The organism is Streptomyces sp. NPDC001401 (assembly GCF_042895385.1).
Classification (GTDB): Bacteria; Actinomycetota; Actinomycetes; order Streptomycetales; family Streptomycetaceae; genus Streptomyces.
Genome location: NZ_JBIAWI010000005.1, coordinates 114,288 through 137,012, shown reverse-complemented (window position 1 = coordinate 137,012; position 22,725 = coordinate 114,288). Strand labels below are relative to the sequence as shown.

General features: G+C 71.2%; 16 protein-coding genes. 10 read left to right on the top strand and 6 right to left on the bottom strand.

The genetic code is table 11. From position 1 onward, the window contains the following. Positions 1 to 1,655: SUKH-4 family immunity protein (locus tag ACFY10_RS19035; protein WP_390666299.1), on the top strand; the 1,655-nt coding region annotated here is incomplete at its 5' end. 227 nt (positions 1,656 to 1,882) lie between these two features. Beyond that, positions 1,883 to 2,770 (top strand): cellulose-binding protein, encoded by an 888-nt coding sequence (locus ACFY10_RS19030; protein ID WP_390666298.1) that lies wholly within the window; start codon positions 1,883 to 1,885, stop codon positions 2,768 to 2,770. 73 nt (positions 2,771 to 2,843) lie between these two features. On the opposite strand, the gene ACFY10_RS19025 is transcribed toward ACFY10_RS19030, so the two are convergent. The 3 genes from ACFY10_RS19025 to ACFY10_RS19015 all read right to left on the bottom strand — a co-directional run bounded on the left by ACFY10_RS19025 (position 2,844) and on the right by ACFY10_RS19015 (position 6,615). Beyond that, complete coding sequence (locus ACFY10_RS19025) at positions 2,844 to 4,457, bottom strand: cation acetate symporter (RefSeq protein WP_390666297.1); 1,614 nt, start codon at positions 4,455 to 4,457, stop codon at positions 2,844 to 2,846. Beyond that, complete coding sequence (locus ACFY10_RS19020) at positions 4,454 to 4,897, bottom strand: DUF485 domain-containing protein (protein WP_390666295.1); 444 nt, start codon at positions 4,895 to 4,897, stop codon at positions 4,454 to 4,456. Before ACFY10_RS19020 ends, ACFY10_RS19025 begins: the two co-directional genes overlap by 4 nt. A 215-nt stretch (positions 4,898 to 5,112) precedes the next feature. Then, positions 5,113 to 6,615, bottom strand: coding sequence for an MFS transporter (locus ACFY10_RS19015; protein WP_390666294.1), 1,503 nt, complete (start codon positions 6,613 to 6,615; stop codon positions 5,113 to 5,115). Between the two features lie 426 nt (positions 6,616 to 7,041). Between ACFY10_RS19015 and ACFY10_RS19010 the strand changes: the two genes are divergently transcribed. From ACFY10_RS19010 to mfd, 3 genes are all read left to right on the top strand, one after another. Next, the gene (locus tag ACFY10_RS19010; RefSeq protein WP_390666293.1) at positions 7,042 to 7,830 is read left to right on the top strand and encodes an ABC transporter ATP-binding protein; all 789 of its coding nucleotides are present in this window, start codon (positions 7,042 to 7,044) and stop codon (positions 7,828 to 7,830) included. Next, complete coding sequence (locus tag ACFY10_RS19005; RefSeq protein WP_390666292.1) at positions 7,827 to 10,406, top strand: ABC transporter permease; 2,580 nt, start codon at positions 7,827 to 7,829, stop codon at positions 10,404 to 10,406. Before ACFY10_RS19010 ends, ACFY10_RS19005 begins: the two co-directional genes overlap by 4 nt. 348 nt (positions 10,407 to 10,754) lie before the next feature. Continuing rightward, the gene (gene mfd, locus ACFY10_RS19000) at positions 10,755 to 14,285 is read left to right on the top strand and encodes a transcription-repair coupling factor (RefSeq protein ID WP_390666291.1); all 3,531 of its coding nucleotides are present in this window, start codon (positions 10,755 to 10,757) and stop codon (positions 14,283 to 14,285) included. Positions 14,286 to 14,348: 63 nt separating this feature from the next. Here the strand turns inward: mfd and ACFY10_RS18995 are convergent, their stop codons facing one another. Next, entirely contained in the window at positions 14,349 to 14,534 is a 186-nt protein-coding gene (locus tag ACFY10_RS18995) for an antitoxin (protein ID WP_390666290.1), read from the bottom strand. Positions 14,535 to 14,737: 203 nt separating this feature from the next. Between ACFY10_RS18995 and ACFY10_RS18990 the strand changes: the two genes are divergently transcribed. Further along, complete coding sequence (locus ACFY10_RS18990; protein ID WP_390666289.1) at positions 14,738 to 15,451, top strand: HNH endonuclease family protein; 714 nt, start codon at positions 14,738 to 14,740, stop codon at positions 15,449 to 15,451. Between the two features lie 45 nt (positions 15,452 to 15,496). Beyond that, positions 15,497 to 16,240: a GNAT family N-acetyltransferase gene (locus ACFY10_RS18985; protein ID WP_390666288.1), complete on the top strand. Its 744-nt coding sequence runs from the start codon at positions 15,497 to 15,499 to the stop codon at positions 16,238 to 16,240. 29 nt (positions 16,241 to 16,269) lie between these two features. Here ACFY10_RS18985 and ACFY10_RS18980 read toward each other — a convergent pair whose 3' ends face one another. Next, entirely contained in the window at positions 16,270 to 17,010 is a 741-nt protein-coding gene (locus ACFY10_RS18980; RefSeq protein WP_390666287.1) for a hypothetical protein, read from the bottom strand. A 246-nt stretch (positions 17,011 to 17,256) separates the two neighbouring features. Further along, complete coding sequence (locus ACFY10_RS18975) at positions 17,257 to 17,946, bottom strand: hypothetical protein (protein WP_390666286.1); 690 nt, start codon at positions 17,944 to 17,946, stop codon at positions 17,257 to 17,259. Between the two features lie 210 nt (positions 17,947 to 18,156). On the opposite strand from ACFY10_RS18975, the gene ACFY10_RS18970 reads away from it, so the two are divergent. From ACFY10_RS18970 to ACFY10_RS18960, 3 genes are all read left to right on the top strand, one after another. Next, entirely contained in the window at positions 18,157 to 20,391 is a 2,235-nt protein-coding gene (locus ACFY10_RS18970; RefSeq protein ID WP_390666285.1) for an N-6 DNA methylase, read from the top strand. Positions 20,392 to 20,532: 141 nt separating this feature from the next. Then, complete coding sequence (locus tag ACFY10_RS18965) at positions 20,533 to 21,135, top strand: hypothetical protein (RefSeq protein WP_390666284.1); 603 nt, start codon at positions 20,533 to 20,535, stop codon at positions 21,133 to 21,135. 38 nt (positions 21,136 to 21,173) lie between these two features. Continuing rightward, entirely contained in the window at positions 21,174 to 22,658 is a 1,485-nt protein-coding gene (locus ACFY10_RS18960) for a protein kinase (protein ID WP_390666732.1), read from the top strand. Positions 22,659 to 22,725 lie beyond the last annotated feature (67 nt).

Here is a 22,725-nt window from a genome sequence, read left to right as displayed (position 1 = left end):
ATCCGCAGCAGACGGGTGGCCCGGGTGTTCCGGGTGGTCCTGGTGTCCCGCAGCCTCCGGTCGGTCCGGGTGGTCCTGGGGTTCCGCAGCCTCCGGGTGCTCCGGTCGGCCCGGGTGGTCCTGGCGTTCCGCAGCAGACGGGTGGCCCGGGTGTTCCGGGTGGTCCTGGTGTCCCGCAGCCTCCGGTCGGTCCGGGTGGTCCTGGGGTTCCGCAGCCTCCGGGCGCGCCTGGTGGCCCTGGCGTCCCGCAGCCGTCTGGTGCCCCCGGTGTCCCAGGTGGCCCTGGCGTCCCACAGCCCCCTGGTGCTCCGGGTGCCCCTGTCTTCCCGCAGCCCGGTGCTCCGGGTGCCCCTGTCTTCCCGCAGCCTGCGGGCGCCCCGGGATCTCCGGGTGCCCCCGCTGCCCCCGGCACCCCGCAGCCCCCCGGTGCCCCCGGCATGCCCGGTGCCCCCGGTGGCCCCGGCGGTTCGGCCGGTGGGCGTGGTGCTGTGCACCACGCGGAGACCGTGTTGGCCGGGCCTCCTGTCGGGGCGCCCGGTGCTCCTCCGGTCGGTGGTCCCGGTATGCCTCCGCCGCCGCAGGCTCCCGGGATGGCGCCCGGTGGCCCCGGTATGGCGCCGTCCGGGCCGCCCGGTGCGGTGCCGCCGCCCGCGTACGGGTATCCGCCGCAGCAGCAGGGGCAGCCGACGGTGGGGCCCGGGTATCAGGCCGTTCTTCGCTATCGCGCGCAGGACGGGTCCGAGCAGCAGTTGATTCGGCGGTCGGCGCCGGGGACGCCGCACCCGGAGTGGCAGATCTTCCATGAGCTGCGCGGTATGAACGTGCCGCCGGACCAGGTGCTGGAGCTGCACACGGAGCTGGAGTCGTGCGAGCTGCCGGGTGCGTACTGCGCGCGGATGATCCGGGAGCAGTGGCCGCAGGCGCGGATCGCGTCCATCGCGCCGTACGGGACGGATCACGCGAGCCGGCAGCAGGGCATGCAGCAACTGCTGGCGCACCAGGGCGAGTTGCACCAGGTGGCGGACGGGCCCGCGCGTCCGGCGCCGGTGCGGGCGCCGTTGCCGCCGGTGCAGGCGGCGCCGCCGATTCCGCCGGAGGCGGTGGGGCAGGAGCTGGCGGGGGCGTTCGGGCCGGGGGTGTTCCGGTTCGAGCAGGCTGCCGTGTCGCGGCAGGGTGTGCCGCCGGTGGTGGCGCACTCGCTGGTGGCGGCGGGGCTGCCGGCGGACATGGGGCCGTTCTTCTGGGCGCAGGCCCAGCCGGGGCGGCCGGTGCCGACGCTCGCCGAACTGGCGCAGGAGCGCGGGGTGCAGCCGGCCGCGGACGCGGGCTCGTATCTCGTCATGGGCAGTGACTTCGGCCGGGCGATCTGTGTGCAGTACGGCACCGCGAACATCGTGGCCGTGCCGGTGGAGGCGGGGCCCGGTGGTGCGCCCGTGCCGCCGCAGTTCGTGAACACGGGGCTGCCCGAGTTCCAGCGGTGCCTGGCGCTGCTGGGCCGGATGTGGCGGCTCAGGTTCGGGCTGAACCAGGAGCAGGCGGGCCGTTGGACCGTCGACTTCCAGGCGCAGCTGGCCTCGCTCGACCCGGCGGCGCTCGGGTCGCCGGAGAGCTGGTGGTCGGTGCTGCTGGAGCAGATGTGGGACGGGTTGCTGTGACGTACCGCCGCTGACGCTTCACTGCTGATGCACCATTGCTGGAATCCCGATCCTGAGGGGCCGGGCCGGTCGTGCTGACCGGCCCGGCCCTTTTGCATCCGCACGCCGATCGCCATCCGCGTACGGAGTGTCGCGTTATGAACACTTCTGCCCGATATATCAAGATGTGCGCGAAATCATCATTGCGCGCCCGTACGGCGGAGAGTTCGGCGGAGAGGGGTTCCAGGATGAGCAGCACACCGATCTCGCCCCACGGCTTCGGGGCCGTACGGGGGCGTGGTTACTGTCCTGAACAGGTCGAAGTGTTCGCCGAGGCCCTCTCCCTGGACCGGGATGCCGCCTGGGAGCGGGCCGCCCGTCTCACGGTGCTGGCCAAGGACATGGAGGCGGAGGCCGCGCTGCTGCAGGAGACCGTGTCAAAGCTGTCCCCGCAGACGTACGAGACGCTCGGGGAGGGCGCCCGGCATCTCTTCCAGCTCGTGCAGGAGGAGGGCGAGGCCGTACGGGAGCGTGCCCGGCAGGAGGCGCAGCGCCTGGTGGAGGCGGCGCAGGCGTATGCGGCCGGCGTGCTGGATGCGGCGCAGGCGTACGCCGACTCCGTACACGCCGATGCCGAGGAACACGCCGGTCAGCGGCTCGACGCGGCGCGCGCCGTGGCCGACGAGATGCGTATCGGTGCCCGGCAGGCGGTGAAGGAGGGCCGTGGTGAGTCGCTGGGCGTGCTGCGGGAGCTGCGGCAGCGCGCCACGGTGAAGCTCGCCGAGCAGGCCAAGGAGTTCGCCGACCGGTGGGACGAGGTGGAGCAGGCGGAGGCCGAGCGTGCGGCCGCACTCGATGCGCGCGAGGAGATGCGGGTGGAACGGGCGGAGGCGGAGGTGGCCCAGGCGAGGCGGGCGCTCATGGAGGCGGAGGAGTTCGCCCACCGCTGCCAGGAGGAGGCGAACGAGCGTGCCGCCGAGATCCTCGGCGGGGCGCGGCTGCGGGAGGAGCAGATCGTCCGGGAGACGGAGCAGGTGCTGCGGGAGCACGAGGAGCGGTCCGTCGAGATGCAGGTGCAGATGGACAACGTACGCAGCAGTCTTACGGCGTTGACGGGTTCGGCGTCGGGGGAGTGACGGGCGGGACGGAGGCGCCCGGCACAGGCCGCGCCTCCGTCCCGCCGAGCACAGCCGTCATCCCCGCCAGGGGTCACCCGCCCCTGCGGACCGCCCCCGCCAGGATCCACCCCTCCACCGCCTCGTACTGGCGGCGCTGTTCCTCCGACGCCCGGCGGCCGGACGCCACCGTGCCGAGCCAGCCGAAGGCGAAGCCCAGGGGGATCGTCAGCAGGCCGGTGGTCGTGAACGGGAACCAGTTGAAGTCGGCGTCGGGGAAGGCGGAGACGGGGGAGCCGGAGACCAGGTTGGTGCCCGGCATCACGAGCAGCACCGCGAGCGTGCCGCCGATCAGGGTGCACAGCAGGCCCGTACGGGTGTAACGGCGCCAGAAGAGGCTGTAGACCAGGGCGGGGGCGATCGCGGAGGCGCCGAGGCAGAAGGACAGGGTCACCAGGGGTTGCAGGCTGCGGTGCTGGACCATGGTGGCCAGCAGGATCGCCGGGATGCCCACCGCGAGGGCCGAGACCCGGGCCAGCGTCATCTCGCGGCGCTCCGACATCTCCTGCACCCGGGTGGCGAAGACGTCGTGGGCGAGGGAGTTGGCGCAGGCGAGGATCATCCCGGCGACCGAGGCGAGCAGGGTCAGGAAGATCGCTGTGGTGACCGTGGTGAACAGGAACGTCTCCGACGCCGACACATCCGTGCCGAAGGCCGCCCGTGAGCCGAGCAGGTACGCCGTGTTGCCCTGCGGGTCGGCCTGCGCGATGACCGCCCGCCCGATCAGCGCCGTGGCGCCGAACCCGACGACCGTCATGATGAGGACGAACAGCACCACCGAAGACACCGCCCATGACATCGAACGCCGCACCTGACGGGCGCTGCGCGCGGTGTACATGCGCATGGTGACGTGCGGCAGACAGGCGCCGCCGAGGACGACCGTCATCTCCGAAGTGATCATGTCCAGGCGGGGGTTGGAGCTGCCCGCGAACTCGACGCCGGAGTGCAGGAAGGCGGAACCGACCCCGCTCTGTGCGGCAGCCGCGTTGAACAGCGCCCCCGGATCCCAGTCGAACCGCCGCAGCACGAGCAGGGCGACCACGGCGCCCGAGCCGAGCAGCATCACGATCTTCAGGATCTGGATGAGGGCGGTGCCCTTCATGCCGCCGATCGCCGCGTAGCTGATCATCAGGGCGCCGAGCCCGATGATGCAGCCGGTCTTCAGCGCATCGCCGGAAAATCCGAGGATGAACGCCAACAGCTGCCCTGTTCCTGCCAGTTGGACCAGCATCAATGGCATCAGCGCGGCGATGGTCACCACGCACGCAGTGATACGGATGCCGCGCCCGGGCATACGGCGGGCCAGCGCGTCGCCCATCGTGAACCGGCCCGCGTTGCGCAGGGGTTCGGCGAGCAGGAACATCAGCAGCATCAGCGACAGGGCGGTGCTCAGGGCCAGCGCGATCCCGTCGTAGCCGCACAGGGCGATCACGCCGCCGGTGCCCAGCACGCTCGCCGCGGAGATGTAGTCGCCGGCGATCGCGAGGCCGTTGCGCATGGGGGAGAGGGAGCCGTAGCCGGTGTAGAACTCGTCGAGGTCGTCGCCGTCCGGGCCGGTCATCACGCACAGCAGCAGCGTGATCGCGGCGACGGTGGAGAAGGCGACGAGGGACATGGCCTGGGCGTTTCCGCTGAACCCGGTCGTCATCGTGCCGCCTCCCGCTTGGCGTCCAGTTCGGACTGCTTGCGGATGCGGTCCGCGATCGGGTCGACGTAGCGGCGGGCCGTGTGCTCGTACAGGGCGATCGCCAGCCAGGTGACGGGTATCTGCAGCAGCGCCAGCAGCAGCCCGGTCGGCAGCCCGTCGGCGACGGTGCTCGACATGAACGACGGCGCGAACGCCGAAAGGATCAGGAACAGCGTGAAGTAGCCGAGCGCGGTGAGGGTGGCGGTGCGCCGCTGCCAGCGGTGCGCACTGCGCAGGATCCGCAGGTCGCTGTGGTGCCCGAGAGCCGGCTGCGCAGGCCGGCGCAGTCTGGCCGGTTCGGGCGGCGGAGTCGGCGGCTGCCACGGGTATGTGGCGTCGTACGAAGGGGCGTTCTGCGGTGCATGGCGGTACGGGTACGACGGGGACGAGTCGTAGGACATCCCGGTGCTCCTTGCGTGGCTCGGGTCCTGTGCGGGGACCGCAGGGAGGTGGGGGGCGTGCGGAGCCACGCACGCTACTCGCCGGTTCGGGGTCGCGCGGCGTTTTCACCAAACTGGCCGGTCGGTATGCGCTTACTACGCTGACCTGCGGTGTTACCCGCGTTAACTCGGACTTTTGAGGTCGGGGAGCGGCGGACACCCCCGCCGCCGGATCGTCAGTCCTTGAGCACCGGGAAGCGGCGAGGAGCCAGGAACAGCAGCACCAGGAAGGCCACCGCGGCCGCGCACCCGGCGCCCAGATACACCGCGTGCACCGCGTCCGCGATCGCCCGCCGCGTCGCCTCCGGTACCGCGCCCGCGTCCAGTCCCCGCGTCACCGAGTCCAGGTCGCCCGCACCGCCCAGCCGCGACGCCAGCACCCCGTTGGCCACCGCGCCGAACACCGAGGCGCCGATCGTCTGGCCGGTCTGGCGGCAGAAGAGGACGGACGCCGTCGTCGTGCCCCGTTCCGCCCAGCCCACCGTCGACTGCACGCCGACGATCAGCGGGAGTTGGAACAGCCCCAGCGCGCCGCCCAGCAACAGCATCAGCAGCGCCGGCTGCCACGCCGCCCCCGGATACGGCAGGAACGGGAACGCGAACAGGATCAGCGCCGCCGCGCCGATGCCGAGCATCGCCGTGTTGCGGAAGCCGATCCGCCCGTACACGTGCTGGCTCAGCGCCGCCGAGACCGGCCAGCTCAGCGTCCAGACCGACAGGACGAAGCCGGCCGCCACCGGGGCCAGGCCCAGCACCGACTGCGCGTACGTCGGCAGGAACACCGCGGGCGCCACCATCAGCAGTCCCAGTGCACCCAGGGCGAGATTGACCGCCGCGATCGTACGGCGGCGCCAGACCCACCCGGGGATGATCGGCTCGGCCGCCCGGCGTTCGACCAGGACCACGGCCCCCGCCAGCGCAAGTCCCGTACCGAACAAGGCCATTGACGGCGCAGACAGCCACGGCCAGGCCACCCCGCCCTGCACCAGGGCCGTGAGCAGGACGCCCCCGCAGGCGAACACCGCCAGTGCGCCCGCCCAGTCGATACGGGGGCGTCCGCCCGACTCCCGTTGCGGCTCGTGCAGGTGGCGCACGATCAGCCACAACGCCAGCGCGCCTATGGGGAGGTTGACCAGGAAGATCCAGCGCCAGTCGGCGTAGGCCGCGAGCAATCCGCCCACGCCCGGGCCGGCGACCGCCGACACCGCCCATACCGTGGACAGCTTGGACTGGATCTTCGGGCGGTCCTTCAGGGGGTAGAGGTCGGCCGCCAGCGTCTGGACCGTGCCCTGGAGCGCTCCGCCACCCAGGCCCTGGAGAATGCGGAACGCGATCAGCGCCCCCATGTTCCAGGCCACCGCGCACAGCAGCGAACCGGCCAGGAACACCGACGCGCCCGCGATCAGGACCGGCTTGCGGCCGAAGGTGTCCGACAGCTTGCCGTACACGGGGAGCGTGACCGTGACGGCGAGCAGATAGCCGGAGAAGAGCCAGGAGAAGACCGAGAAGCCGCCGAGGTCGCCGACGATCTGCGGGACGGCCGTCGAGACGATGGTGGAGTCGAGGGCCGCGAGCGCCATCGCGAGCATGAGGGCGGCCACGACGGCGCCGCGTCTGCGGGTGTCCTTCGGGCGCTCGTCCGTCACCGACGCCTGTATCTCTGTGTCCCCCTGGTCCACGGGATTCCTTCCCCTTGCATCTATCCGCCGCCGAACAGCTTCCCACTTGACCCTCACGTCGCGGCAGGGTGGAAGCTGAGTGGGCCGCAGGGTGGACCGGAACCCCGAGAACCTCTCCACCCGTCGGTGGACTGCCCCTAGGGGTTCCTCCGTACTACGGCCCGGGGAGGGTTCGTACCGCCGGAGGAGGAGATGGGGCCGGGGGCGTCCTTAACCTGGTTTTACGCCGCTGGGGAGCCGGTGAGGGGTGGTTGACCGAACCGGCGGGGGTGGGGTTTTCCCCAGCAGAAGAGGGTGCCGAGCACCAGCGCGCCGGACCCCTCTCCGAGGCCAGACTCATCCGCGTAACCAACACAGCAAGTCCGGCAGGACCGAGCCGACGCAGCACTCGTGCGTCACCTTCGTAACCGAAATAGGAGACATACCATGACTTCGGCCGTGACCATTCCCAGGCACGGGGGCACTGGAGGGCGTACGGCCGTCGCTGCGCGAGCGCGGCAGGTCGTCAAGGCGTACGGGTCCGGGGAGACCCGTGTCGTCGCCCTCGACCACGTGGATGTGGACATCGCCCGCGGGCAGTTCACCGCGATCATGGGCCCCTCGGGGTCCGGCAAGTCCACCCTCATGCACTGCCTGGCCGGGCTCGACACCGTCTCTTCGGGGCAGATCTACCTCGACGAGACCGAGATCACCGGGCTCAAGGACAAGAAGCTCACGCAGCTGCGCCGGGACCGGATCGGGTTCATCTTCCAGGCGTTCAACCTGCTGCCGACGCTGAACGCGATAGAGAACATCACGCTGCCCATGGACATCGCCGGGCGGAAGCCCGACAAGCAGTGGCTGGCGCGGGTCGTCGACACCGTCGGGCTGAGCGACCGGCTCAAGCACCGGCCCACCCAGCTCTCCGGCGGCCAGCAGCAGCGCGTCGCCGTGGCCCGGGCGCTGGCCGCCCGTCCCGAGATCATCTTCGGTGACGAGCCGACCGGAAACCTCGACTCCCGGGCCGGCGCCGAGGTGCTGGGCTTCCTGCGCAGGTCCGTCGACGAGCTCGGGCAGACCATCGTGATGGTCACGCACGACCCGGTGGCGGCCTCGTACGCGGACCGTGTGCTGTATCTCGCCGACGGCCGGATCGTCGACGAGATGTACAAGCCGACCGCGGACGCCGTCCTCGACCGTATGAAGGACTTCGACGCCCGGGGGCGCACGTCATGACCGTCCTGAGGACTTCGATGCGCAACTTCTTTGCGCACAAGGGGCGGATGGCGCTCTCGGCCGTCGCGGTCCTGCTGTCCGTCGCCTTTGTCTGTGGAACTCTCGTGTTCACGGACACCATGAATTCCACCTTCGACAAGCTGTTCCAGGCCACCTCCTCCGACGTGACCGTGAGCGCCAAGGGCGCCTCGGACAGCGGTGAGACGACCGCCGAGAACGGCAAGCCGCCGGTCATGCCGGCGTCCGTGGTCGGCAAGGTGCGCGCCGTGCAGGGTGTGAAGTCGGCGACGGGGACCGTCTTCTCCACCTCGGTGACCGTCGTCGACGCCCAGAAGGACGACCTGTCGCCGAACAGCGGCGCCCCGACCATCGTCGGCAACTGGAACTCCAACGACGCCCGCACCATGAAGATCACCTCCGGTACGGCGCCCAAGAGGCCGGACCAGGTGATGGTGGACCGCGACACCGCCGACAAGCACCACCTCAAGCTCGGTGACGAACTCGGCATGATCAGCGCGGTCGGCACGCACCACGCGAAGATCTCCGGCATCGCCGACTTCCAGGTCACCAACCCCGGTGCGGCGATCTTCTACCTGGACACCAGGACGGCGCAGGAGACGCTCGTCGGACAGACCGGCGTCTACACGAACGTCAACGTCACCGCCGCTTCCGGCGTGAGTGACCCGCAGTTGAAGAAGAGCGTGGTCGCCGCGCTCGGCACCGGCTACAAGGTGCAGACCGCCAAGGAGACCGCCAAAGCCAACCAGAAGAACGTCGAGGGCTTCATGAACGTCATGAAGTACGCGATGCTCGGCTTCGCCGGGATCGCCTTCCTCGTCGGCATCTTCCTGATCATCAACACCTTCTCGATGCTGGTCGCCCAGCGGACCCGCGAGATCGGGCTGATGCGGGCCATCGGGTCCAGCCGGAAGCAGGTCAACCGATCCGTGCTGGTCGAGGCGCTGCTGCTGGGATTCTTCGGGTCGGTGCTGGGTGTCGGCGCCGGCGTCGGCCTCGCGGTCGGCCTGATGAAGATCATGGGCTCGATGGGGATGCACCTGTCGACCGCCGACCTGACGGTCGCCTGGACGACCCCGGTGGTCGGCCTCCTCCTCGGCGTCGTCGTCACCGTCCTCGCCGCCTACCTGCCCGCCCGCCGCGCCGGCAAGGTCTCCCCGATGGCCGCGCTGCGCGACGCGGGCGCCCCGTCCGACGCCAAGGCGGGCCGGATACGGGCCCTGGTGGGAGTGGTGCTGACCGGTGCGGGCGGCTACTGCCTCTACCTGGCCGCGAACGTCGACAAGGCGAAGGACGGTTCACCGTGGCTGGGCCTCGGCGTCGTGCTCTCGCTCATCGGGTTCGTCGTCATCGGCCCGCTGCTGGCGGCCGGCGTGGTGCGCGTCCTGGGCGCCGTACTGCTGCGGATGTTCGGTCCCGTCGGACGGATGGCCGAGCGCAACGCGCTGCGCAACCCGCGCCGTACCGGTGCCACTGGCGCCGCCCTGATGATCGGGCTTGCGCTGGTCGCCTGCCTGTCGGTGGTCGGCTCCTCCATGGTCGCCTCGGCGACGGACCAGCTCGACAAGACCGTCGGCACGGATTTCATCATCGGGAACGACAGGGGGAAGCCGGTCACCCCGCAGGCCGTGAAGGCGGTGAAGTCCACGCCGGGTCTTGAGCGGGTCACCGAGTACACGATGACCAAGGCCGACTACACCACCCCCGACGGCAAGGTGCTCAAGGACACGGACATCACCGCGGCCGACCCGACGTACGCCACCGACCTGCGTACGAAGACCGTCGCCGGCAACCTCAAGGACGCGTACAAGCCCGACTCGATGTCGGTCCACGAGAAGTTCGCCAAGGCGCACGGCATCCACCTGGGCTCGAAGATCAAGGTGGCCTTCAAGAACGGCGCGACGGCGAATCTGACGGTCCGGGCGATCACCAGCAGCGACGGTCTGATCGACGCGGGCTCGAAGTACACGTCGATCGCGACGCTCGCCAAGTACGTGCCGGCCGACAAGATGCCCCTGGACCAGCTGGTCTTCGCCACCGCCAAGCACGGGCAGCAGGACGCCGCGTACAAGGCGCTGAAGTCCTCGCTGCGCGACTACCCGGCGTACAAGGTGCGCGACCAGACCGACTACAAGCAGGCGCTGAAGGACCAGATCGGCCAGCTGCTGAACATGATCTACGGCCTGCTGGCACTGGCGATCATCGTTGCGATCCTGGGCGTCGTGAACACCCTGGCGCTGTCGGTGGTCGAGCGGACGAGGGAGATCGGCCTGATGCGGGCGATCGGTCTGTCGCGGCGGCAGCTGCGCCGGATGATCCGCATGGAGTCCGTGGTGATCGCCCTGTTCGGTGCCCTGCTGGGCCTGGGTCTGGGCATGGGCTGGGGCGCGACGGCCCAGAAGCTGCTCGCCCTGGAGGGCCTGAAGGTCCTCGAGATCCCCTGGCCGACCCTGACCGCCGTCTTCCTCGGCTCGGCCTTCGTGGGCCTGTTCGCGGCACTGATCCCGGCGTTCAGGGCGGGCCGGATGAACGTACTGAACGCAATCGCCACCGAGTAGCCACCGCACACGGGGGTTGCGGGGGAGCGCCCGGCACCGGGGAGTCTTGGGGGACTCACCGGTGCCGGGCAGTTTGTTGTTTCAGCCCGGCACTTTGAGGCGCCGGCCAGTGTCTCTCAGCCCGTCCGGCGTTTGAGGACGAGGCCGTTCAGGCCGATCGGGGGTCCAGGGGGCGGAGCCCCCTGGCGGGGTCGCAGGGGCAGAGCCCCTGGTACGGGACGGGTAGGGGCGGCGGGGGCGAGAAGCCTCCGGCACTCGCGGCACCGGCGACGTACCCTGGGAACCCCCCGGCCTGCCACGCGTGTCGGGCGATTCGCGTTGCCCACCCCCGGACGAAAGCCGCCCCGAATGAGCCTGCACGGTCTGCTCGACGCCGTCGTCAAGGACACCGCCCTCGCAGAAGCCGTCAAGGCGGCCGCAGACGGCAACCGCATGCATGTCGACCTGGTCGGCCCGCCCGCCGCCCGCCCCTTCGCGGTCGCCGCACTCGCCCGCGAGACCGGCCGCCCCGTGCTGGCGGTGACGGCGACGGGACGCGAGGCGGAGGACCTGGCCGCCGCCCTGCGCTCGCTGCTGCCGTCGGACACAGTCGTGGACTACCCGTCCTGGGAGACGCTCCCGCACGAGCGGCTGAGCCCCCGCAGCGACACTGTGGGACGACGCCTCGCCGTCCTGCGCCGCCTGGCCCACCCCCGCCCCGACGACCCCGAGACCGGCCCGGTCTCCGTCGTCGTGGCCCCCGTACGGTCCGTGCTGCAGCCGCAGGTCAAGGGCCTCGGGGACCTGGAACCGGTCGCACTGAAGACCGGGCAGACCGCCGACCTGAACGCGATCGTGGAGGCCCTCGCAGCCGCCGCGTACGCGCGCGTGGAGCTCGTCGAGAAGAGGGGTGAATTCGCCGTACGAGGCGGCATCCTCGACGTCTTCCCGCCCACCGAGGAACACCCCCTGCGCGTGGAGTTCTGGGGCGACGACGTCGAGGAGATCCGCTACTTCAAGGTCGCCGACCAGCGCTCCCTCGAAGTCGCCGAGCACGGCCTGTGGGCGCCGCCCTGCCGTGAACTCCTGCTGACGGACGACGTACGCGCGCGTGCGCGTGCCCTCGCCGAGCAGCACCCGGAGCTGGGCGAACTGCTCGGCAGGATCGCCGAGGGGATCGCCGTAGAAGGCATGGAGTCCCTCGCGCCCGTCCTCGTCGACGACATGGAGCTGCTGATCGACGTCCTGCCCAAGGGCGCCATGGCCGTCGTATGCGATCCGGAGCGGGTACGCACGCGTGCCGCGGATCTCGTGGCGACCTCGCAGGAGTTCCTGCAGGCGTCCTGGGCGGCCACCGCGGGCGGCGGCGAGGCGCCGATCGACGTCGGTGCGGCCTCCCTCTGGTCCATCGCGGACGTCCGGGACCGGGCCCGCGAGCTGGACATGATGTGGTGGTCGGTGTCGCCGTTCGCGGCAGACCTCGAACTGGACGCAGACACCCTCAAGCTCGGCATGCACGCCCCCGAGACCTACCGCGGCGACACCGCCAAGGCCCTCGCCGACACCAAGGGCTGGCTCGCCGACGGCTGGCGCACGGTGTTCGTCACCGAGGCCCACGGCCCCGCCGCCCGCACGGTCGAGGTCCTCGGCGGCGAGGGCGTCGCGGCCCGCCTGGAGGCCGACCTCGGGCAGATCGCCCCGTCCGTCGTGCACGTCGCGTGCGGCTCGATCGACTACGGCTTCGTGGACCCGGCGCTCAAGCTCGCCGTCCTGACCGAGACCGACCTCTCCGGCCAGAAGGCCGCCGGCAAGGACGGCGCCCGGATGCCGGCCCGCCGCCGCAAGACCATCGACCCGCTCACCCTGGAGGCGGGCGACTACATCGTCCACGAGCAGCACGGCGTCGGCCGCTACATCGAGATGGTGCAGCGCACGGTGCAGGGCGCCACCCGCGAGTACCTGGTCGTCGAGTACGCCCCCGCCAAGCGCGGCCAGCCCGGCGACCGCCTCTACATCCCCACCGACCAGCTGGAGCAGATCACCAAGTACGTCGGCGGCGAGGCCCCGACCCTGCACCGCCTGGGCGGCGCCGACTGGACGAAGACGAAGGCCCGCGCCAAGAAGGCCGTCAAGGAGATCGCGGCCGACCTCATCAGACTCTACAGCGCGCGCATGGCGGCGCCCGGCCACACCTTCGGCCCGGACACCCCCTGGCAGCGCGAGCTGGAGGACGCCTTCCCGTACGCGGAGACGCCCGACCAGCTCACCACCATCGCCGAGGTCAAGGACGACATGGAGAAGTCGGTCCCCATGGACCGCCTGATCTGCGGCGACGTCGGCTACGGCAAGACGGAGATCGCGGTCCGGGCCGCGTTCAAGGCGGTACAGGACGGCAAACAGGTCGCGGTCCTGGTCCCCACGACCCTCCTTGTGCAGCAGCACTTCGGGACGTTCTCCGAGCGCTACTCCCAATTCCCCGTCAACGTAAGGGCGTTGAGCCGCTTTCAGACGGACACCGAGGCGAAGGCCGTCCTGGAGGGGCTGCGGGAGGGCTCGGTGGACGTCGTCATCGGCACCCACCGCCTCTTCTCCTCGGACACGAAATTCAAGGACCTCGGCCTGGTCATCGTCGACGAGGAGCAGCGCTTCGGCGTCGAGCACAAGGAGCAGCTGAAGAAGCTGCGCGCGAACGTCGACGTACTGACGATGTCCGCGACCCCGATCCCCAGGACCCTGGAGATGGCCGTGACCGGCATCCGCGAGATGTCGACGATCACGACACCCCCGGAGGAGCGCCACCCGGTCCTGACCTTCGTCGGGCCGTACGAGGAGAAGCAGATCGGCGCGGCGATCCGGCGTGAACTGCTGCGCGAGGGCCAGGTCTTCTACATCCACAACCGGGTGGAGTCGATCGACCGGGCGGCCTCCCGGCTGCGCGAGATCGTCCCCGAGGCGCGGATCGCCACGGCCCACGGCCAGATGTCCGAGTCGACCCTGGAACAGGTGGTCGTCGACTTCTGGGAGAAGAAGTACGACGTCCTCGTCTCCACCACGATCGTCGAGTCAGGCATCGACATCTCCAACGCCAACACGCTGATCGTGGAGCGCGGCGACAACTTCGGCCTCTCGCAGCTGCACCAGCTGCGCGGGCGGGTGGGCCGCGGTCGCGAGCGCGGGTACGCGTACTTCCTGTACCCGCCGGAGAAGCCCCTGACGGAGACCGCCCACGAGCGTCTGGCGACGATCGCCCAGCACACGGAGATGGGCGCGGGCATGTACGTGGCCATGAAGGACCTGGAGATCCGAGGGGCGGGCAACCTCCTCGGCGGCGAACAGTCCGGCCACATCGCGGGCGTCGGCTTCGACCTGTACGTACGGATGGTCGGCGAGGCGGTCGCCGACTACCGGGCCTCCCTGGAAGGCGGGGTGGAGGAGGAGCCGCCCCTGGAGGTCAAGATCGAGCTCCCGGTCGACGCGCACGTCCCGCACGACTACGCCCCCGGCGAGCGGCTCCGCCTCCAGGCCTACCGCGCCATCGCCTCCGCCAACACCGAGGAGGACATCAAGTCCGTACGCGAGGAACTCGTCGACCGCTACGGCAAGTTGCCCGAACCGGTGGAGAACCTGCTGCTGGTGGCGGGCCTGCGCATGCTCGCCCGCGCCTGCGGCGTCGGCGAGATCGTCCTGCAGGGCAACAACATCCGCTTCGCACCGGTGGAGTTGAGGGAGTCCCAGGAACTCAGGGTCAAGCGCCTGTACCCGGGAACCGTCATCAAGCCGGCCGTCCACCAGGTGCTGGTACCGCGCCCGAAGACGGCGAAGGTGGGCGGGAAGCCGCTGGTGGGGCGGGAGTTGCTGGGCTGGGTGGGCGAGTTCCTGACGTCGATTCTCGGGTCGTAGCCGTCCCGCTGCACAACGAGCCGTCCGCGGGAGGCGGATTCCGCGGACGGCTGCTCTGTGGCCTTACGGCTGTTCGGGCCTGTCGCGATCCATGCCGAGCTGCCCCTCGATGCGCTGCTGGGCGTCGTCGACCTGGCTCTCGTACTTGTTGCCCGTTCTCTCGTTGACCTTCCGCTCCGCCGCGTCGGACATTTCCCTGGCCTTGTCCTGCGCGTGGCGGTTGCTCTTGAACCTGTCGAAGATGCCCATCCAGAGCTCCTTCCGAGGTGACCCAGCAACGACGATACGGCCCATATGTGGTGAATGCCCACTTGGGGCCGATTTTGGTCTGGACCTCATCAATGCCTCTGTGCGCCCTCTCGCTACGGTGTGCGGACAGTCGTACGGGAAATCCGTACGAGAGAAGACCGCCCGTGCGAGGGCGGATCGCGCAGGCAAGGGGAGGGCGCACCATGAGGCGTCTGAGGGGCGGGGCGGCGGCCGCCATGGTGCTGGTGTTCGCCGTGGCCGGCTGCAAGGCGGAGACCAAGACGGGGTCCGGCGGGCCGCAGGAGAGCGGGGGCTCGGGCGCCGCGCTCACCGCCGCCGAGTCGCTGACCGTGAAGGGGCGGGCGCCGAAGACGGGTTACGCCCGCGACAGGTTCGGCACCGCCTGGGCGGACACCGACTCCAACAGCTGCGACACCCGTGACGACATCCTCAAACGGGACCTGGACGACGTGAAGTTCAGCGACGGCAAGTGCAAGGTGTCGTACGGCGTCCTGGAGTCCGACCCCTACTCCGGCACGAAGGTGACCTACCGGCGCGGGCGCAGCCTGGTCGACATCGACCACCTGGTCGCCCTCTCCGACGCCTGGCAGAAGGGCGCCAAGTACTGGGACGCACGCAAGCGAATAGCCCTCGCCAACGATCCGCTCAACCTCCTCGCCGTCGGCGCGAGCGCCAACCGCTCCAAGGGCGACGGCGACACCGCGACCTGGGTGCCGCCCAAGGCCTACCGGTGCACGTACGTCGCCGCCCAGGTCGCGGTGAAGAAGAAGTACGGGCTGTGGGTGACCGCCGCCGAGAAGGCCGCGATGGAGAAGGTGCTCAAGACGTGCCCGGGGCAGAAACTTCCCTCCGGCGGCAACCCGACTCAGGCGCCGGCCCGGTTCCACGCGGACTGAGGAAAACCGGTTTCCGGCGGTGCGGGCCGCGCCTACGGTGACCGCATGGAATTGAAGGTGTCGAGTCTCGCCGCCCGCCCGGAGATGCTGCGGCCGGTGCTCGACATGCCCGACAGCTGGGCGGAGTTCACGACCCGGGACCCGGTGGGCGACTCCCACTACGGGCGGATCCCCACCGAGTTCCCGCAGCACGTGCTGTTCGCCGAGGACGAGCGGGGCGAGGTCGTCGCGCACGCCTACAGCGTGCCGTTCCGGCTGGCCGGCGAGGGCCGCGGCGAACTGCCCGCCCGGGGCTGGGACGAGGTGCTCATCTGGGCCTTCGCCGACCTGCGCCACGGCGTGCGCCCCGACACGGTCAGCGCGATCTCGATCGTGGTCGCTCCGCACGCACAGGGCCGCGGGCTGTCCTCGCGCATGCTCGAGGCGATGCGCGACAACGCCCGCACCCACGGCTTCACCGAGGTCGTCGCCCCGGTCCGCCCCAGCGCCAAGCACCTCGAACCGCACACCCCGATCGAGGAGTACGCCCACCGGGTGCGGGAGGACGGGCTCTTGCACGACCCGTGGCTGCGCGTGCACGCCCGGGCCGGCGCCACCGTCGAACGGGTGGCACCGGCCTCCATGACCGTCTCCGGCTCGCTGGAACAGTGGCGCGGCTGGACGGGGCTGCCCTTCGACACCCGGGGCGACATCGAGGTCCCCGGGGCGCTCGTGCCGGTGCGCTGCGAACCCGAGCGCGGGTATGCGGTGTACGTCGAGCCCAACGTCTGGATGCGGCACCGGCTGTAGCCCCCGCGCCGGGGCCGGGACGTCGGTGGTCAGGCCTGGCCGCCCGGCTTCGCCTCCTTCTTCAGCGCCGCGAGGACCGTCGTCGTCACCTTCTTCGCGGACGCGGCGCCGTTGTCGCTGCCCGCCGTGGACAGCACGGTGACCACCGAGTTGCCGGACCGGGCCGCGATCAGCGTGGTGCCGTTCTGCCAGGTGCCGCTCGTCAGCGTCATCGTGTAGGCCTCGTCCCCGAGCCCGGCCGTGGACTTGCCGGTGAGCTTCACCTTGGCGTGCGCGTCGGTGTCCGTGAACGTGGCGCACTCGGTGGCGACCGTCTGCAGGCCCTTCATCACCCTGGCGGCCGTGGTGCCCTGGAAGGTGTCGATCTCCTGGGCGACCTCCTCCGTCTTGTCCTTGTTCGCGTAGTCGTTCTGCGCGAACGACACGCCCCCCTTGTAGCCGCTCACCTGGATCCAGGACGTGGCTTCCAGCCTGGTGCAGTCCGGCTTCGCGGTGCTCCGGCTCGACGGGGAGAGGAACGTACCGCCGGTGTCCGAGGAGCCGTCGGCCTCGATGGTGAGCCCGGCGGGGAAGGCCGACGCGGGCGCCAGCGCCCTCTTCAGCTGCGTACCGGTGGGCAGACCGGCGTTGGGGTCCTTCGCCTTGGCCGCGCCCGCGTTGTCGGAGGAAGCCGCGCCCCCGTTGTCGGAGGAACCGGACGAGCAGGCGGTGAGGGCCAAGGGGAGCGCCGCGACAGCGAGCAGGGTGGCGATACGAGGCGAGAGACGCATGACAGTCCTTCAAAGGATGGTTGCTGACGGGGAGCGCACGGCATGCCGTACGCGGGCCGGAAGCGGCCGGGGCGCGGGGGGTGAGACCGCCCGTGGAAGCCGGTGGGACCGGCTCGGTGGGCGGCGAGCGGTAATGGTAGGCGTGGGGGTGGGGCGGCCGGATCCGGGGCGGGGGCTTGGCGGCCGGGGGCCCGGCGCCGTGGCGGGTGCCCGGGCCGCGCCACGACGGTCGAGGGAAGGGCCGGGTCAGGCCGCCTTCTTCCAGTCACCGCAGCCGGTGGTCTTGAAGTAGGCGTCGCCCGGGCTGATGGTGACGACGGCCGTGCCGGTCACGTTGTTGTTCGCGATGATCGAGTGGAGCGAGTGGCCGGCGTCCTTGGCGCGCTCCCAGTAGCACGAGTCGTCGGTGTTGCCGGTGGACTTGTAGGTGCCGGGGGCGATGTCGGTGCCGACTGCGAACATCCCGCCGTCACCGGCCATCTTGGCGGCGGGCGTGCCCTTGGCCTTGGCGTCGACGGCTTCCCAGTCCTTGCAGCCGTTCGACTTGAAGAGCTTGTCGGTCGCCTTGATGGTGACGTAACTGGTCCCGCTCACATTGTCGTTGGCCAGGATCGAGTCCGTTCCGCCCTTGGCGTCCTTGGCGCGCTCCCAGTAGCACATGCCGTCGGTGTTGCCGGTGGTGCGGTAGGTGCCGGGCTTGACGTCCGAACCGACCTGGAAGTCGCCGTCTCCCGCGAACGCGGCCTTCTTCTTCCCGGCGGCCTGCGCCTTCCCGCCGCCGGAGCCGTGCTGCGCGGAGGCCGAGGAGTGCTTGCCGGAGCGGGAGCCGGAGTCGGAGGCGGGGCCGTTTCCCTTGTCGCCCGCGTTCGCCGATACGACGCCGATGACCACGACCCCCACGACGGCGCCCAGCGCGATCTTGCCCTTCATGCCCATGACGATGTCCCCCCTCGGACGTTCGGATGTGGCGACCACCGTCGTTCGGCTGGCGCCGTTCGCGGTGTTCGCTGGGTCAATAAGAACAGAGCCTGTGAACCGAGTCAACACGATTCACGGGAATGGATGTGTACACGGGCGTGAATGCATAGATCTTGCGTACGTCGGTATGCTCGGCGTCACAGCGCGACAACGAGGGGAGCCGGGCGGGTGCAGGACAACGCGACAGAGGTGACCGCCGCCGGGATCGCCCGGCTGGCCGGCGTCGGCCGCGCCGCCGTCAGCAACTGGCGTCGCCGCCACGCCGACTTCCCCAAGCCCGTCGGCGGCACCGAGACCAGCCCCTCCTTCGCGCTCGCCGAGGTCGAGGCGTGGCTGCGCAAGCAGGGCAAACTCGCCGAGGTCCCGCTCCGCGAACGCGTCTGGCAGCAGCTTGCCGGCCACCCCGAGGGTCCGGTCACGGCGTTGACGCACGCCGGCTGTGCACTGCTGCTCATCCATGACCGGCCGACGGCTTGGCTGGAGGCGAGCGCGGGGTCGGACGAGCGGCTGGCGGCAATGCTGACGGGGGCGATCGAGGAAGTGCTGGCGGCACGCTTCGGGGGGCCACAGCGGAAGCGCGGTGTTCACAGGGGGACGGCTGGCGGTGCGGCTTCGGGTGTTCACACGCGGGCGGCCGGGGACGCGGTGTCCGGTGTTCACACATCGGCGGCCGGAGGCGCGATGTCCGGTGTGAACTCCCCGCTCGCCGTGAACGCCGAGCAGCCCGTTCACCCGGCAACCGGCGCGAGCGGATCGGCGGCTGTGAACACCCCACCCGCCGTTCACACCCCCTCCGGCCCCCAACTCCTGCCCTCCGCCCCCCTCCTGCGCGGTGTCGCCGAACTCGCCGCCGAGTCCGGCGCCCGGCAGACCTTCGAGTTCCTGCTCGGCCGGCACCTGGACGCCAACCCGCGCCAGTACACCCTCACCCCCGCCGAACTCGCCGGTCTCATGGCCGACTTGGCGGGCCCCGCCCGCACCCTCCTCGACCCCGCCTGCGGCACCGGCGCCCTCCTGCGCGCCGTCACCCCCCGCCCCGACCAGGAGCTGTACGCCCAGGACAGCGCCCCCGACCTCGCCGCGCTCACCGCACTCCGCCTCGCCCTGCACACACAGGCGACCGTGCGCGGCGCCGCGGGCGACACCCTCCGCGCCGACGCCTACCCGCAGCTGCGCGCCGACGCCGTCCTGTGCCACCCGCCGTTCAACGAACGCAACTGGGGCCACGACGAACTCGCCTACGACCCCCGCTGGGAGTACGGCTTCCCCGCCCGCAACGAGTCGGAGCTGGCCTGGGTGCAGCACGCGCTCGCCCGCCTCAAGGACGACGGCACCGCCGTCCTGCTCATGCCGCCCGCCGCCGCCTCCCGCCGCTCCGGCCGCCGCATCCGCGCCGACCTGCTGCGCCGCGGCGCGCTGCGCGCCGTCATCGCGCTGCCCATCGGCGCGGCCCCCCCGTACAACATCCCGCTCCATCTGTGGGTGCTGCGCCGCCCCGACCGGCAGCCCGCGCAGCCCGAGGTGCTGCTCGCCGACACCGGGCAGTACGCCACCGAGGGGCGCGGCGGGCCCGACTGGCGTGCCGTGCGCGAGACCGTGCTCGACGCCTGGGGCGCCTTCGAGCGTGCCGGCACCCTGCAGGAACGCCCGGGTCTGGCCCGCTCCCTCCCCGTCATCGACCTCCTCGACGACGACGTCGACCTCGCCCCGGCCCGCCACCTCCCGCCGCCGGCCGCGGCCGACGGCGCCGACGCGCTCACCGCCGTCCGCGAACGCCTCGGCGAGACCCTGCGGCTGACCGCCGACCTCACCCCGCCGCCCGCGGATTACGCCCAGCCCGCGCCCCGTTGGCCGTTCACCACCGTCGGCGAACTCGCGCGCGGGGGAGCCCTGGTGATGCGCACCGGCGGAAACGGCGGCCACGCGCGCGTGCCCGTCCTCACCGACCACGACGTCCTCGCCGGAACCGCCCCCTCCGGCGCGCTCCCCGAGAGCGACGAGGACGCCGTGCTGACGCAGCCGGGCGATGTCGTCGTGCCGGTGCTCGGCGGGGGCTCGATGGCGCGCGTGATCGACGCCGCGACCGCGGGCGCCGCCCTGGGGCGCAACCTCGTCCTCCTGCGCCCCGATCCCGCGGCGCTCGACCCCTGGTTCCTCGCCGGCTTCCTGCGCGGCACCGCCAACAACCGCCAGGCCAGCAGCTACGCCTCCACGGCCACCCGCCTGGACGTGCGCCGCCTCCAACTGCCCCGGCTCCCGCTCGACGAACAACGGCGCTACGGCGCCCGCTTCCGCACACTCGACGACTTCGAGCGCGCCCTCAGGCACGCGGGCAGGCTCGGAGAGCAACTCGTGCGCGGGATGTACGACGGGCTCACGGACGGGACGGTCGCGCCGGGCTGACACGCTCCCGGTCGGCTCCCGATCGCGGGAGGTGACCAGCGCGACAACGGTTCGGTACAACCGGGGACCCGTTGTCCTTGTCGGCCTATACGCTCGGACTCGGTACCTACGTTCGTCCCCATCAGGCCTCCAGGAGCAGCCATGCAGGGCCACGGCTACGCCGCGCCTCCGCCGCGTCGACCCTCGACCGGGGTGTTGGTCCTGCTGCGCGTGATCTTCGTGGCGGTGCCGATCCTCAGCATCGGCTTCCTGGCGTGGGTGGCACCGCTGCGGGCGGCCATCGTGACCCGCAAGCGGGGCGACTGGTGGGTCTTCGCCGGATCGCTGGCGGTCCTCGGGATCAGTTTCGCGTTGCTCAGCACCGACAACACCGACGACTTCAGCACGCCGAAGGGCAACGCGGGCATGATCATCCTGCTGCTCAACGCGGCGGCCTGCGTCGCCTATTACCTGTACGCGGACATACACCACCACCGGCCCTACCCCACCGGCCATCCGGTGCCCCCGGCCTCGGGCATGAACTACGGCTACCCGCAGCCCCCGTCGCCGTACGCGGCCACGCTCCCGCAGACGCCGGTGGCGCCCATACCCGCGCCCGCACCCGGCACCCCCGTGCCGCCGCCCCCGCCGCACCGCCCCGCGCCCGCCCGTATCGACCAGGTCCGCGCCGAACTCGACGAACTCAGCGACTATCTGCGCCAGCACCCCGGCCACACCGACGGCAACCACGAGGGCGGAAGGTGACCGTGGCGGCAGGACGTGTCGTCGCCGGCCGCTATGCACTGTCCACGCTCATCGGGCAGGGCGGCATGGGCCAGGTGTGGACGGCGTACGACGGGCGGCTGGACCGGCGGGTGGCGGTGAAGCTGCTGCGCCCGGACAAGGTGGCCGGGCAGGAGGCGGACGAGCTGCGCCGCCGCTTCGTGCGCGAGTGCCGGGTGACCGCGCAGGTCGACCACCCCGGGCTGGTCACCGTGCACGACGCGGGCAGCGAGGGCGAGGAGCTGTTCCTCGTCATGCAGTACGTCGACGGCGCGGATCTGTCCGACCATCTCGCCGAGCACGACCCGTACCCGTGGCAGTGGGCGGTCGCGGTGGCCGCGCAACTGTGCGCCGTGCTCAGCGCCGTGCACGCCGTGCCGATCGTCCACCGCGATCTCAAGCCGCGCAATGTGATGGTGAAGCAGGACGGCACCGTCACCGTCCTCGACCTCGGTGTCGCCTCCGTCATGGACGCCGACACCACCCGCCTCACCCACACCGGCACCCCCATCGGCTCGCCCGCCTACATGGCGCCCGAGCAGGCCATGGGCGGCGCGGTCGGCCCGTACACCGACCTGTACGCGCTCGGTGTGCTGCTGCACGAACTCCTCAGCGGCGACGTCCCGTTCGCGGGTTCCACGGCACTCGGCGTACTGCACCGGCACCTGTACGAGCCCCCGGTCCCCGTACGCCGTATCCGCCCCGAAGTCCCCGAGGCGCTCGAAGCCCTGGTGCTGCGCCTGCTCGCCAAGGACCCGCTGCACCGCCCCGCCTCGGCGCAGGAGGTGTACGAACACCTGGCGCTGCTGCTGCCCGCGCGCGGGACGCCCACCGGGGCGCCACTCGACCCCACGCGTCCCTTCCTGCGCCCGCACGCCCCGTGGCCGGACCGCGCGCGTACCCCCGCGCCCCAGCCCGCCCCGGCCATCGAGAAGGCGGAGAAACCCGACGTCGCCCGCGCCGTCGACGAGGTCAAACGCCTCCTCGGCGAGGGCCGCATCACCCAGGCCGTCGACATCCTCGGTGCGATCCTGCCCGCCGCCGCCGAACAGCACGGCGAGCACTCGCCGGTCGTCCGCACCCTGCGCAAGCAGTACGCGGCCACCCTCATGGACGACGGCCAGTACCGGCGCGCACTGCCCGAACTGCGCCGCCTCGCCGACGAACGCGCCGCCGAGGCGGGCCAGGCCGACCCCCAGTCGCTCCGCTTCCGCTACGAGGCGGCACAGTGCCTGGAGTCGCTCGGCGAACCGGCGGCGGCGCTCGCCGAGTACCGCGCGCTGCTGCCGTACTACGAGAACCAGTACGTGGCCGGCGACCCCGAGCTGGCGCACGACGTCCGCCGCCGCATCGGCCACCTGCTGCTCGCCCTCGGCGAACGCGGGGCCGCCCACGAAACCCTGGCGCGACTGCTGATGGACGTGGAGCGACTGCGCGGCCCCGGGCATCCGCTCGCGGCCGAGATCCGCCGCACCCTGCAGTGGCTGGGACAGGTGCGCGGCTAGATTTTGCCGAGCCCTGGGAGATTCTTGTGATCTTCCGGGGTTTGTGTTTCCCGAACACATGGGCGGC